Source organism: Prauserella sp. PE36 (genome assembly GCF_003311655.1).
In the GTDB taxonomy this organism is placed as follows: Bacteria; Actinomycetota; Actinomycetes; order Mycobacteriales; family Pseudonocardiaceae; genus Prauserella_A; species Prauserella_A endophytica.
On record NZ_QEQT01000074.1, the window covers coordinates 21,945 to 35,100 of the forward strand.

At 70.1% G+C, this 13,156-nt stretch carries 10 protein-coding genes, 1 tRNA gene and 1 pseudogene; 7 read left to right on the top strand and 5 right to left on the bottom strand.

What is annotated here, in order from left to right:
- The first annotated feature begins 124 nt into the window (after positions 1–124).
- Positions 125–1,297: an exo-alpha-sialidase gene (locus DI005_RS20360; RefSeq protein ID WP_113643155.1), complete on the top strand. Its 1,173-nt coding sequence runs from the start codon at positions 125–127 to the stop codon at positions 1,295–1,297.
- 3 nt (positions 1,298–1,300) lie between these two features.
- Here the strand turns inward: DI005_RS20360 and DI005_RS20365 are convergent, their stop codons facing one another.
- Positions 1,301–2,929 carry an amidohydrolase gene (locus DI005_RS20365; RefSeq protein ID WP_113643156.1) on the bottom strand — a complete coding sequence of 543 codons (1,629 nt, stop codon included), beginning with the start codon at positions 2,927–2,929 and terminating at the stop codon, positions 1,301–1,303.
- A gap of 92 nt (positions 2,930–3,021) precedes the next feature.
- Positions 3,022–3,999, bottom strand: coding sequence for a DUF2382 domain-containing protein (locus tag DI005_RS20370; RefSeq protein ID WP_113643157.1), 978 nt, complete (start codon positions 3,997–3,999; stop codon positions 3,022–3,024).
- 208 nt (positions 4,000–4,207) lie between these two features.
- On the opposite strand from DI005_RS20370, the pseudogene DI005_RS39725 reads away from it, so the two are divergent.
- Both DI005_RS39725 and DI005_RS39045 read left to right on the top strand, forming a co-directional pair.
- A pseudogene (locus DI005_RS39725) lies at positions 4,208–4,462 on the top strand (hypothetical protein); the annotation flags it as partial.
- Positions 4,463–4,567: 105 nt separating this feature from the next.
- Complete coding sequence (locus DI005_RS39045) at positions 4,568–4,879, top strand: SDR family NAD(P)-dependent oxidoreductase (RefSeq protein ID WP_233520215.1); 312 nt, start codon at positions 4,568–4,570, stop codon at positions 4,877–4,879.
- A gap of 49 nt (positions 4,880–4,928) precedes the next feature.
- Here the strand turns inward: DI005_RS39045 and DI005_RS20380 are convergent, their stop codons facing one another.
- Positions 4,929–5,564, bottom strand: a complete 636-nt coding sequence (locus DI005_RS20380) for a TetR/AcrR family transcriptional regulator (protein ID WP_113643159.1) — start codon at positions 5,562–5,564, stop codon at positions 4,929–4,931.
- Positions 5,565–5,586: 22 nt separating this feature from the next.
- Here DI005_RS20380 and DI005_RS20385 point away from each other — a divergent pair, with 22 nt between their 5' ends.
- The gene (locus tag DI005_RS20385; RefSeq protein WP_113643160.1) at positions 5,587–6,063 is read left to right on the top strand and encodes an SRPBCC family protein; all 477 of its coding nucleotides are present in this window, start codon (positions 5,587–5,589) and stop codon (positions 6,061–6,063) included.
- A 150-nt stretch (positions 6,064–6,213) separates the two neighbouring features.
- On the opposite strand, the gene DI005_RS20390 is transcribed toward DI005_RS20385, so the two are convergent.
- A tRNA-Thr gene (locus DI005_RS20390) sits at positions 6,214–6,289 on the bottom strand.
- 224 nt (positions 6,290–6,513) lie between these two features.
- On the opposite strand from DI005_RS20390, the gene DI005_RS20395 reads away from it, so the two are divergent.
- From DI005_RS20395 to otsB, 3 genes are read left to right on the top strand one after another with little or no spacing between them, the layout of a single operon-like run.
- Positions 6,514–8,028 (top strand): threonine/serine exporter ThrE family protein, encoded by a 1,515-nt coding sequence (locus DI005_RS20395; RefSeq protein ID WP_112264819.1) that lies wholly within the window; start codon positions 6,514–6,516, stop codon positions 8,026–8,028.
- Positions 8,029–8,051: 23 nt separating this feature from the next.
- Entirely contained in the window at positions 8,052–9,497 is a 1,446-nt protein-coding gene (locus DI005_RS20400; RefSeq protein WP_112264820.1) for a trehalose-6-phosphate synthase, read from the top strand.
- 36 nt (positions 9,498–9,533) lie between these two features.
- Complete coding sequence (gene otsB / locus DI005_RS20405) at positions 9,534–12,065, top strand: trehalose-phosphatase (RefSeq protein WP_113643161.1); 2,532 nt, start codon at positions 9,534–9,536, stop codon at positions 12,063–12,065.
- 87 nt (positions 12,066–12,152) lie between these two features.
- Here otsB and DI005_RS20410 read toward each other — a convergent pair whose 3' ends face one another.
- The gene (locus tag DI005_RS20410) at positions 12,153–13,115 is read right to left on the bottom strand and encodes a hypothetical protein (protein ID WP_233520216.1); all 963 of its coding nucleotides are present in this window, start codon (positions 13,113–13,115) and stop codon (positions 12,153–12,155) included.
- Between the last annotated feature and the right edge of the window lie 41 nt (positions 13,116–13,156).

Genomic DNA, 13,156 nt, shown 5'->3' on the forward strand with positions numbered 1-13,156 from the left:
TAGAGCTCGCCGACGCCATTCGTCGAGACCAATTCGGATCTTGACCACCGTCCGCGAACCACTCTAGGTTCCTAGATAGGACGTCCTATGTCTAGTTCCTCTCCCCGCAGCAAGGAGGCTGTCGATGCCCGCCGTATCCCGCCGCACCGCCCTCTCCCTCGCCGGAGCCACCGTGGCCGGCCTCGCGCTTGCACCATCCGCCACCGCGGCGACCCGCGCCGCGTCGGTGCCGTTCACGTCGGGCACCGAGGGCTACCACACCTTTCGCATCCCCGCGCTCGTCCGCACGACCTCCGGCGAACTGCTCGCGTTCGCGGAGGGACGCGTCGAGTCGGCAGGCGACACCGGTGCGATCGAGGTGGTGCTGCGCCGCTCCGCCGACGGCGGGCGCACGTGGGGGCCGCTCTCCGTGGTGTCGAGCAATGGCGACGCCACCGCGGGCAACCCGGCCCCGGTCGTGCTGAGCAATGGCGAGATCGTCCTGCTCACCACCCGCAACGGCCGCGTGACCGAACGGGAGATCATGGAGGGCACGGTGTCCGAAGAGGACACCAGAAGGGTGTTCGTGCAACGCAGCACCGATGACGGGCACACGTTCTCCCCGGCGAGGGAGATCACGGCGGAGGCGAAGGAACCCGGCTGGCGCTGGTACGCCACCGGCCCCTGCCACGCCATCCAGCTGCGGCACGGCAAGCACGTGGGCCGCATCGTGGTGCCCGCCAACCACTCCGCCTCGCCGCAGGCGGGCTCACCCGACACCGGGGCCGAGGCGAAGTACTACGGCGGGCACTGCCTGCTCAGCGACGACGGCGGGCACACGTGGCGCATCGGCTTCACCGACACCCGCACCGACGGCTGGATCGCCGCCAACGAGACCACCGTGGCCGAGCTACCCGACGGCAGGCTGTACTTCAACAGCCGCGACCAGGGCGAATCGCCCGCACATCGCCTCGACGCCTACAGCAGCGACGGCGGCGAGACGCTCGACGCGCCCTACCGCGAGCAGCCCGGGCTCGCGGGCCCTCGCGTGCAGGGCAGCGTGTTGCAGACGTCCAGGGGTGACGTGCTGCTGTTCGCCGGACCGTCCGATCCGGACGCTCGTCGCGCGATGAGTGTCCGGGTCAGCGACGACCGGGGCCGCACGTGGCGGACGGCGCATACCGTGTCCGACGCGCCCGCCGCGTACTCCGATCTGGTGCAGCTCGACGCGCGCACCGTCGGCCTGCTCTACGAGACCGGGATCGGCGGCAGCTACGAGACGATCGCCTTCGAGCGGCTGCCGATCCCGCTTCCCTGACGCTCAGCTCGGCGCGTTCCCGAACTTCTCCGCCCCGTGCACGGCGCGGCCCGCGACGAACGTCGCCAGCACGCCGATGTCGCCGATCCGCTCGCTGGGCACGGTGGTGGGGTCGTCATCGAGGAGCACCATGTCCGCGAACGCTCCCGCCGCGAGGTGGCCTCGCTCGTGCTCCTGACCGGCCGCGTAGGCGGAGTGGAGGGTGTATGCCCGCAGCGCCTCCTCGGCGTCCACCCGCTCGTCGGCGCTCAGGACCGCACCGGCCTTGGTGGTGCGCTCGACCATCGAGCGGATACCGAGCAGCGGTGCTCCGGCCGAAACGCACGGCCGGTCGGAGCTGCCGGGCACCCGCAGCCCGTCGTCCACAAAGGACTTGTGCCGGTAGAGCCACGGCACCCGGTCCTCGCCGATCGCCTCGGCCATCGTGTCGCCGATCTCGTACAGGAACCGGGCCTGCGGCACCGGGACGACGTCGAGCGCGGCCATCCTCGCGAGCTGCTCGGGACGCACCATCGCGGCGTGCTCGATGCGGTGCCGCACGCCGGGCCTCGGCAGCACGCGCTGGGCCTCCTCGAAGGTGTCGAGCGTGAGGTCGATCGCGCGGTCCCCGATCGCGTGCGCGGCGATGCGCCAGCCACCCTTGTGCGCGGCGAGCATGCGTTCGCGCAGCACGTCGGGGTCGTCGCCGAGCACGCCCAGCCCGCCGTGCCCGCAGAACGGCTCCGTGACCGCGGCGGTGCGGCTCGACAGCGCGCCGTCGGTGAAGATCTTCATCGGCCCGATGCGCAGGAAGTCGTCGCCGAAACCCGTGCGCAGACCCAGATCGAGGCCGAAGGCGTCGCCGTGCAGCGGGTGCAGCACCTCGCTGGCGGGCATGAGCTCCACCCGCAGCGGCAGGAGCCCGCGCTGTCGCGCCACCTGGTAGGCCGCGGCCTCCGCCGGGCTGTGCCCGATCCAGCCACCACCGATCCCGGCCTCGGTGACGTGGGTGAGGCCCTCGGCGACGTAGACGCGCGCCGCCCGGTCGATAGCCTCCACCAACTCCTCGACGGGGTACGGCTTCACGAGCGCGTCGACCAGCTGCTGCGCCTGCTCGGCGAGCAGGCCCGTCGGCGCGCCGTCGTCGTCGAGCTCCACGACGCCGCCCTCGGGCACCGTCGCGGTGCCGTCCAGCACCCCGGCCTGCGCGAGGATGGCACTGCTCGCAACGCACATGTGCGCCGAACGGTGCTTCAGCCACACCGGCCTGCCGCCACCGGCCCGGTCGAGCGCGGCGCGGTCGGGATGCCCGCCGAGCACGAAGTCGTCGTAGCCGGAGCCGATGACCCAGCCGTCGGACGGCAGGTTCGCCGCCCGCGCCGCGACCGCGTCGTAGACCTCCTCCGGCGTGCGGCAGACCGAAAGGTCCAGCTCCGCCAGCGAAAGGCCGTACCACACCATGTGGTTGTGCGCGTCGGCGAAGCCGGGCGTGAGCACGGCGCCGTCGCCATCGACGACGTGCCGCGCGGTCAGCCCCTCGACCTCCTCGTCCACCCCGACGATTCGTCCGTTCAGCACGCCGACCGTGTGCGCGCGGGGCCGGTCGCCGGTCAGGGTCAGCGCCCGCACGTCACGCAGCAGCAAGTCCAGCATCCGTGTCCTCTCACGCCAGGTTGTCGTACCGTCAACGGCAGCCTAGGCGCACGGTGCACGGCCGGGGCCGTGCACCGTCGAGGACGCGGACCTCAGTGCTGCCGGCGGTCCTTCTTGGCGGAGTCGTCGTCGACCTCGATCTGCTCCTTGCGGACCTCGTCGGTGATGGTCTGCTCCTCGGTGACCTGCTCGGTGCCGATGCGCACACGCTCCACCGGCACCGTCTCCTTCTTCACGACGGGCCGCTCGGCGTGCAGGACGACCTCCTGCTCCTCCTCGCCGATCTTGGCCTTGCCGTCGTGGACGCCGTCGGTGATAGGCTCGCGCTCGATCCGCACCTCCTCGTGGCTGACGGGCACGCTCACCCGCTGCTCCTCCGTGACGACGTGCTTACGCAGGCGCACGCGGCCGGTCTCGACCTGCTCGGTGGAGACCTTGAGCTGCTCCTCGCTGCGCGTCATCGTCTCGCCGGCGGTGGCACTCGAACGGTCCCGCTGCTGGCCGCGCAGGCTGTCGGCGCCCGCCATGCGCTGGCCCTGGGCCTGCTGACCGGACCGCGCGGTCGTCTGTCCGGTCGCCTGCCCGGTCTGCTGGGCGGCCGCGTGCCTGCCGCTGGGGCCGGTCTGTGTCATGGACTCGGGCGCCTGGCCCGACTGGTTGGACAGCCCGGTGTCGGAGCGCGTGCCCATGCCCTGCATGCCTGCCATCGACTGGCGGTCGTCCTTGCCACGGCGGGCGTTCTCCATGGTGCTACGAGGCGCGGGCAGATCGTAGTAGCGGTAGAGCTCGACGCTCTCCTCCTGCGAGAGGTGCCCGTCGGCGTCGATCCTCGGCGCGTCGGACACCTTGTCCTTCGCGACTTGGACGTGGAGCCCGTCGGAGTCGAGGCTGGCGCCACGGAGAGGCACGAAGCTCTCCTTCTGTCCGAACATGCCGGTCCGCACCGTGACCCATTCGGGCTCGTGGGTGTCGTCGGCGAGGTAGACGGTGCCCACCTTGCCGATCTTGCTTCCGCGCTCGTCGACGACCGTGCTGTCGACAAGATCGTCCGGCCTCATGGTGTGGGTCATGATCACGGTTCCTCTCGGTTGCCGTTGTCACTGACCCGATGGGGATCCAGGTACTGAGCGAGTGCCCGAGGCCCCGGGGCGGCAACCGTCTAACCGCTCATGTGGGTGAACCCGCTGACCGGCCAGCGGAAGGCGGCTCCTGCCCTCGGCAGTCGCGCACGGGAACACTGTGGCATCGGCCCGGAATCCCGCGTTCCCGAGGAGCCCCATGCGCGACCGATGCCCGCAGGACGCGCCGTTGCGTTCCAGCCGGGACTCCCCGCCCGGAAGGCTCGCCGTGGTGACCGATGGCGGCCACTACCTCGGCCGCGCGATCGCGCTCAGGCTGGCCGAGTCCGGGTGGGACTGCCTGGTAGCCGGACCCGACGAGACCGAGCTGACGATGACGGCCAAGTCGACCTCGGCATCCGCCTGCACGATCGCGGTGTGCCCATGTGACGTCGCGAGCCAGGACGGCAGGCACAGGTTGACCTCCCTCGCGACGAGCATGACCGAGAGTATCGCGCTTCTCGTCAACGTTGGGCCTCACGAAGACCCACGAACCGTCCGGGCACTTTGCGGATGGGCCATGGAGCAGGCGGGGCACACCGGCGGCTCCGTGGTCAACGTCGGGCGCGGGCTGGCGGCGCTGACTCGCGAGTTCGCGGTCGTCGCCGCTCGCTGGAACGTCCGCGTCAACACCGTCGCGCCCGGCACGATCAAGACTCCCGAGCACGACGTCAGTCCCGAGCTGGCCCAGCTGTTGTGTGACGCGACGCCGTTGCGGCGGCTCGGCACTCCCGACGACGTCGCCGCCGTGGTGGAGTTCCTCGCTTCCGACGACGCCGCGTTCGTCACCGGTGCCGAATGGGTCGTCGACGGCGGCTGGTCGGTGTGGTGAGGCTCTGTTCCGGTTGAACCGCTCGAGGAAGCCTCCCGGGTCCGGGGCGTCAGCGGGGCCCACCGGCGGTCGAGTTCGATTGGTCGAGCCGGAGCGCCGCAGCCGCATGGTCGAACCACGCGGCGAGGAACCGCTCGGGGTCCGTGTCGCCGGGCGTGTGGCCGATGAGCGTGTCGAGGATCGGGTAGTAGGTCAGCGACGCGAGGAGCACGGCCGCCGTCGCGTCCGGATCGGCCACCTCCGCCTCGCCCCGCTCGCACAGTCCGGCGATCCACTCGCCGCAGACGCGGTAGAGGTGGGCGAGCACGCCCTGCCACATCCGCTCGAACAGCTCCGGGAAGCCACCGAACTCGCGGATCATGATCCTGATCAGGTCCCGTTCGCTGTCCATGACCGTCCACACGACGTCCGCGAGGAGCTTCAGCGCCTCCCTCGGGTCCGTGGGTAGTTCGGCTACCGCCTCGGCGTGCTTCCTCGCGAGCGTCTCGACGTTGCGCGTGACGGCGTGTTCGAGCAGCGCCTTCTTCGAGGGGAAGTGCTTGTAGAGCGCGCCGGATCCACGCGTGAGCCCGCAGGCGACCTGGATGTCCACGACCGACGTCGCGTCGTAGCCGCGGCTGGCGAAGAGCCTGATGGCCTCGTCGAGGATGCGCTGCCGCGTCTCGCCGGGCGTTGTTCGAGCCATAGAAAGAGAGTACTCTCTTACCATGGCTCGAGTGACGGTGGAGCGGACCGTCCGGTGCACGCCAGAGGAATTCCTCGCGCTGGTGATGGACGCCGAGCGGTACGCGCAGATCGACGACAAGCTAGGACGCATCGACTGGGTGCGCCGCGACGGAGACATCACGCAGTTCAAGTTCCGTTCGCGGCTGCCCGGCCTGCCGGGGCCCGCGCCGAAGGTCGTCTCGCGGATGCGGCTCACCCCGGGCGAGCGGGTCGACATCGAGTACGCCCCGCCGCCGCACAACCGCCTCGTCCGCAGGCTCTCCACCTTCGCGGCGAGCTTCGTCTGCGAGCCCGCGGAGGACGGCACGAAAGTGACCAGGTCGATCGAGATCGGCTTCCCGCCCGCGCTGCGCTGGCTGACCGAGCCGCTCCTGCGCCGGGCACTGCGCCCCGACGTCGAGCGTGAGATCGACGGCGCGAAGGAACTTCTGGAGCGGACAAGACGGAAAGGACAGTGAGCCGGCCGGCGTTCAGCTCGCGGCGGCTCCAACCCGGTGAGGACCGCGAGACCGCCGGACGAAGGCCGCGCGGACTTCGGGACCTCAGCGCAGAGGGTGCACGTCACAGGTCAACTGGGCACGTTTTCCCACGTCAGAACGTAATCTGGATGGAGCCGGCAACAGGACTCGAACCTGCGACCTGCTGTTTACAAGACAGCTGCTCTACCAACTGAGCTATACCGGCCTGGCTCGCGGACACACGAGCGCGGGCCCACTATATCCGCCACCGGCTCGCCCGAGAGCGCCCGGCCGCGCGTGTTCGCCCGACTGCCGCACGGCCGGCGGAAAGTTAGATTGGTCGCCGGTCGCGGTCAACGAAAAACGTGGCGGACGCCACGGTGGTCAGCATGCAACGGCCGGAGCGCGCCGGTCGATGCTACGCGCGGGAAACCAGTAAGGAGGTGGCTGATGAAACTACGGCCGCGCGCGAAAACGGCGCTGAACCGCCGGCACGCGTGGCAGATCCTGGAAGCACCGGCCGAGGAGCGGGCAGAGAAGCGAGTCCCACGGCAACAGCGCGGCCGCATGCTGCGCCAGCGAGCCTGGCACATCCTCGAAGCGCCGACCGGCGAGCTTCCCGTGGTCGAGCCCCCCGCGACCATGGGCCCCGAACTCCCCGACGAAGCGACCCTGCATCTGGTCCTCGACCTCGTCGTCCGCATCGGCGAGGTCCAGATGGCCAGCGGCGCGGGCGCCTCCGACGTGACCGCGACGATCCTTGCCCTGACACGCGCCCTCGGTCTACCCCACTGTGAGGTGGACGTCATTTTCACGTCCATCACCGTCAGCTGCCATCGAGGCAGCGACCTCTCACCCGTGACGGCGGTGCGCGTGGTCCGCGCGCGCAGCCTCGACTACACGCGGCTCTCCGACACCGAGCGCCTCGTGCAGCGGCTCCTGCGCAACACGATCAGCGCGGAGGAGGGCTACGCCGAGCTGCACCGCATCACCAACGCGAAGCACCCGTACCCGCGCTGGGTGTCCACCCTTGCCTGGGGCGGCATGGCGGCCTCGATCTCACTGCTGCTGGGCGCCTCGGGCTGGGCGGCGATGGTCGCGTTCGTGATCAGCGCCGTCGTCGACCGCGTCGGCCGCATCCTGAACAAGCTGTCGCTGCCGTTCTTCTTCCAGCAGGTGGTCGGCGGGTTCGTCGCCACGCTGGCGGCGATCACCTTCGTCAACCTCGACATCATCCCCGAGGACCGGCCGACGCTCGTGGTCGCCGCGGCACTGACCGTGCTCCTCTCCGGGCTCTCCACGGTGTCGGCGGTGCAGGACGCGATCACCGGCTACTACGTCACGGCGGCGGGCCGAAGTCTCGAGGTCGCGCTGATGAGTGCCGGGCTGATAACCGGCGTCGCGGCGGCGATCGGGCTCGCGGAACGCCTCGGCGTCGAGCGCACGCCGATCCCCGCGATCGACGCGCTCACGGCCGTAAACCTGCCCATCGTGATCCTCGCCGGTAGCGGCGCGGCCGCGTGCTTCGCCCTCGCGTCGTACTCCAGCCTGCGCCCGATGGCGGTTGCGGCGGCGGCGGGCGCCGTGGGCGCGGGTGCCTACGGGGCGCTGACGATGACGGACTCCAGCCAGATCATCGCCTCCGCCCTCGCCGCCACCCTGGTGGGTCTCGGCGGCGGCGTGCTTGCCCGCAGGCTGCGGGTGACCCCGCTCGTGGTCGCTGTGTCCGGCATCACGCCACTGCTTCCCGGTTTCGCGACGTACCGCGGCCTTTCGCAGCTGGCGGACTTCGGCACGGCGACCCAGCTCATGGAGGCGGTCGCAATCGGCCTGGCACTGGCCGCGGGCGTGGTGCTCGGCGAGTGGCTCGCGCAGCCGCTGCGCACCGGCCTCGGCAGGCTCGAGCGCAAACTCGCCGGCCCCCGGATGGCCGGTCCGCTGGATGCTGGAAGCCGTCTGGAGTAAGCACATCGCGATAGTGTTTTCACATGCCCGCGACAGCCACGAAGTCCGAAGCACGCGCCGAGTTCGTCGTCGTCGCCAACCGGTTACCGGTGGACCTCGACCGTGCTGAAGACGGCACTCGGCGTTGGACACAGAGCCCCGGTGGTCTCGTGTCCGCGCTGGAGCCGTTCCTTCGCTCCCGCAAGGGGGCCTGGGTGGGCTGGCCCGGGGTTCCGGACGTCGAGGTGGACGAGTTCAGCGACGACGGACTCGTCCTCCATCCGGTGACACTCACCTCCACCGACGTCCGCGACTACTACGAGGGTTTCTCCAACGCCACGCTGTGGCCGCTCTACCACGACGTGGTCGCCAGGCCGATCTTCGACCGAGGCTGGTGGGAGAGCTACGTCCGCGTCAACCGGCGCTTCGCCGAGGCCAGCGCGGCGGTGGCGGGCGAGGGCGCCACCGTGTGGGTGCAGGACTACCAGCTCCAGCTCGTGCCGAGCATGCTCCGCGAGCTACGGCCCGACCTCCGGATCGGCTTCTTCCTGCACATCCCGTTCCCGCCGGTCGAGCTGTTCATGCAGATGCCGTGGCGAGCGGAGATCGTGCGCGGGCTCATCGGCGCCGACCTCGTGGGCTTCCACCGGCCGGGCGGCGCGCAGAACTTCCTGTGGCTGGCCCGGCAGCTGATCGGCCTGGAGCCCAGCAGAGGTTCGGTCGGCGTCCGTTCGAGACCCGGCATGGTGCAGGTGGGCGACCGCACCGTTCGCGTCGGCGCGTTCCCGATCTCGATCGACGCCGCGGGGCTCGACTCGCTCGCCCGCACCAAGGCCGTTGCCGACCGGGCCGCTCAGGTCCGCAGCGACCTCGGCAACCCGGAGACGATCCTCCTCGGCGTCGACCGCCTCGACTACACCAAGGGCATCGACCTGCGCCTGCAGGCCTTCCACGAGCTGCTGCAGGAGGGCAGGGTCAAGCCCGAGAACGTGACGTTCGTCCAGCTCGCCACCCCGAGCCGCGAGCGCGTGGAGCACTACCAGCGCATGCGCGGGGAGATCGAGCAGATGGTGGGCCGCATCAACGGTGAGTTCGCCCGCGTGGGTCACCCGGTCGTGCACTACCTTCACCAATCGGTCAACCGGACGGAGCTCGCGGCGTTCTTCTCCGCCGCCGACGTCATGGTGGTGACCCCGCTGCGTGACGGCATGAACCTGGTCTGCAAGGAGTACGTGGCGTGCAGGCACGACCTCGGCGGGGCGCTCGTCCTGTCCGAGTTCGCCGGCGCCGCGGCCGAGCTGAGCAGCGCGTTCCTGGTCAACCCGCACGACCTGGACGGGGTGAAGAATGCGCTGGAACAGGCTATTACGCTCGACCCCGCGGAAGGTCGGCGTAGGATGCGCGCCTTACGTCGTCAGGTCCTGACGCACGACGTCGACAGGTGGGCGCGCTCGTTCCTCGAAGCTCTCGGGTCCGAGACGGCCGCCTGACTCCCCAGACCACTGCGAACTCCTTGAGGAGGAGTGTTGACAGCCGAGGCCCTGCCCGCTGAGCTGCGGCGCGCGATCATGCAGATCGCCCGGACGCCGCGCCTGCTGGTCGCCTGCGACTACGACGGCACGTTGGCGCCGATCATGGAGAATCCGGACGAGGCACGCCCTCGTTCCGAGTCGGTCGGAGCGCTGCGCTCACTCGCCGGCCTCCACGAGACCACCACGGCCGTGATCTCCGGCCGCGCGCTGCGTGACCTCGCCACCCTGTCCCGCCTCCCCTCCGAGGTGCACCTCGTCGGCAGCCACGGCTCCGAGTTCGACATCGGCTTCGTCCACGAGCTCGACGCGCAGGCCCGCGACCTGCACCGCCGCATCGAGGAGGAGCTGGACCGGCTCATCGAGGGCGTCGCGGGCGCGTCGCTGGAGGTGAAGCCGGCGAGCATCGCCGTGCACGTCCGCCGCGCCTCGCGCGAGGACGCCGAGCGCATCGTCGACGCCGTCCACAATGGACCTTGCACGTGGGAGGGCGTGTCGACCACCGACGGCAAGGAGGTCGTCGAGCTCTCGGTTGTCCAGACCAACAAGGGTGCCGCGCTCGACACCCTCCGGCACCAGGTGGGCGCCACGGCGGCCGTGTTCATCGGCGACGACGTCACCGACGAGAAGGCGTTCGCTCGGCTCGCGGGCCCCGACCTCGGCATCAAGGTCGGCGACGGCGAAAGCCTTGCCCAGTACAACGTGGACGATCCAGAGCAGGTCGCCACCGTGCTCGCGTTCATGCTCGAGGAGCGGCGGAACTGGCTCTACGGCGAGCAGTCTCCGCCGATCGAGCGACTGTCGATGCTCGCCTCCGAACGCTCCGTGGCGCTGCTGACACCGGACGCGAAGCTCACCTGGCTGTGCCACCCCGGCCCGGACGCGCCCGCCGTGTTCGCCGACCTGCTCGGCGGCGAGAGCGCGGGCCACTTCTCGATCAAGCCGCACCGCAACGGGCTGCCGCTCGGCCAGCGCTACCTGCCCAACACGATGACGGTGGAGACGCGCTGGTCGCGCCTGCTGGTCACCGACTACATGGAGCCGGAATGCCCCACCCACCGCACGGACATCGTGCGCGTCATCTCGGGTGAGGCGGCGGCGTCGATCGTGTTCGCGCCGCGCCCCGAGTTCGGTGGCGTGCCCGTGCGGCTGCTGCCGGAGGAGGACGGCCTGCGGGTGCTCGGCACGTCGGAACCGTTCGTGCTGCGCGCACCGGGTGTCCAGTGGGAGATCACCAGCGACGGCCTGCACGACACGGCCAGCGCTCTCGTGCAGCCCGAGCCCGGCAGGCCGGTGGTGCTGGAGCTGCGCTGCGGGACGACCGACCTCGGCCCTCACGACCTGCCCGAGCTGGACCGCCGCGCCAGGGCCGGTGAGTACTGGAGCTCGTGGGCGATGACGCTGAAGCTGCCGACGGTGGAGCCGGAACTGGTGGCCCGTTCCGCGCTGACGCTGCGCGGGCTCGCCGACGCCGACACGGGCGGCGTGATGGCCGCGGCGACCACGTCGCTGCCCGAGGAGATCGGCGGCGTCCGGAACTGGGACTACCGGTACTGCTGGATCCGCGACGGCGCCATGACGGTGCGTGAGCTGGTGACGCTGGGCTCACTGGAGGAGGCCGACGGTTTCCTGCGCTGGCTGCACGGCGTGCTGTCGACGCTCGCCGGGCCAGAGCGCCTGCACCCGCTGTACACCCTGGCCGGCACACAACTGGGCGCCGAGGCCGTGATCGACTCGCTGCCGGGATACAAGGGCTCGCGCCCCGTGCGCGTCGGCAACCTGGCGAACCACCAGGTGCAGCTCGACGTGTTCGGCCCGGTGGTCGAGTTGGTGGTCATGCTGGCGGAGGCGCGCGGCATGCTGCGCGACGAGGACTGGCAGATGGTGCGCGCGATGGCCGAGGCGGTCAAGCGGCGCTGGAACGAGCCCGACCACGGCATCTGGGAGGAGCGGCACATGCCGCGCCACCGGGTGTACTCGCGGGTGATGTGCTGGCTGACGCTGGACCGGGCGATCAAGCTCGCCGACATCTACGACCGGCCGGTCCCGGCGGGCTGGCCGGAGCTGCGCGACGAGATCGCGGCGGACGTGCTGGAGAAGGGCTGGAACCCGGAGGTCAAGGCGTTCACCACGGCTTACGACGGCACGGATCTGGACGCGGCGTCGCTGTTCGTGGGGCTGTCCGGGCTGCTCGACCCGCAGGACGAGCGGTTCCAGCAGACGGTGACGGCGATCGAGGCCGAACTGCGCAGCGGCTCGACGGTCTACCGCTACCACCGCGACGACGGCCTGCCGGGCGGCGAGGGCGGCTTCCACCTGTGTGCGGCGTGGATGATCGAGGCGTACCTGCTGACGGGCCGCCGCACGGAGGCGCAGGAGCTGTTCGAGCAGCTGGTCGACGCGGCGGGCCCGACGGGCCTGCTGCCGGAGCAGTACGACCCGATCGCGGAACGCTCGCTGGGCAACCACCCGCAGGCGTACTCGCACATCGGCCTGATCCGCTGTGCCCGCCTCCTAGCAGCCCAGTAACCCCTTCGCCTGCTCCTAACCGGCCCCCAAGGCCACCTTTGTTGCGTTGAACGCAACAAAGGTGGCCTTGGGGGCTTTGAGAACGCCTCACGCGGCTACGGCTTCAACCCGGACAGGGGGCCGGGGTCGGGCCGCCGCCGCTCGGTACGCCGCTTCGAGCTCGGCAAGGACCCCTCCGGGTTCGTGGAGGAGCCGAGACGGCAACGTCTGGACGACAGTGACGCCGGCTGCCGCGTACTTCGTGTTGCGTTGCAAGGTGCGGGCGTAGTCGAAGCGCGAGAAATGGAAGTCGACCGAGTCGATTTCCCATGCGAGCCCAACATCGTCCCACCAAGCGTCCGGGCAGCCGACATACTGACCAGCAGGGCCGTAGAGAGACGCGTTCCAATGGGTCGGCCCTACGGATAGCTTCCGAACAAGGTGTCGAGCGTGGAGTTCTGCGACCGACCGAAGCTGGGCGATCTCCTTCAACAGCCGCCGGGGAATCGCGCTACCCCGTTGCCCGCCTTGCTCGAGTTCCTCGGACAGCTCGTCGACAGTGCAGCTACCGCGCTGCATGGCTTCGATGAGGAGTTTCGCTGCTGGTTCCTCTGCCCTCAGCAACCGGGCGGCGTCCAGTGCGGCTCTTCTCGTCGGCGCAAGAGGAAGTCCAGCCCGGAACACTGGCAAGGGCATTCGATGTGTGCGCTCGACAATCACGAACCCGCTGCTGAGGAGTTTGTGCTTGTGCGGCACGAGAAGGTGGAGTCGCCGATCGCGCAAGTCGCCCACACGCAGCCCGTGTCGCCAGCACGCCTCAACTCCAGTCAGGAGGCTGTCCGGGCCTCCGTACAGCAACGCCGCGACCGCGAGTTGCTCATCGGTTGGCGCCGAGCTCTGCATCAGGATGATGCCAGGTAGGAGTCGCTGCCACGGCCCGCCCGGGAGACACCGCCGGTAGACGGTGCTCCTCTGCAGTTCCGCCTCTTGGAGCACGGCGGCTCTGACGACTCCAAGGCGGCTGCGTTCCGCCAAGATATCGGGCCTAGCAGCCCAGCGTCCCCTTTTCACCTGCCAAGCGTGGATCGCACACCCATCCGCGCGGAACTCTT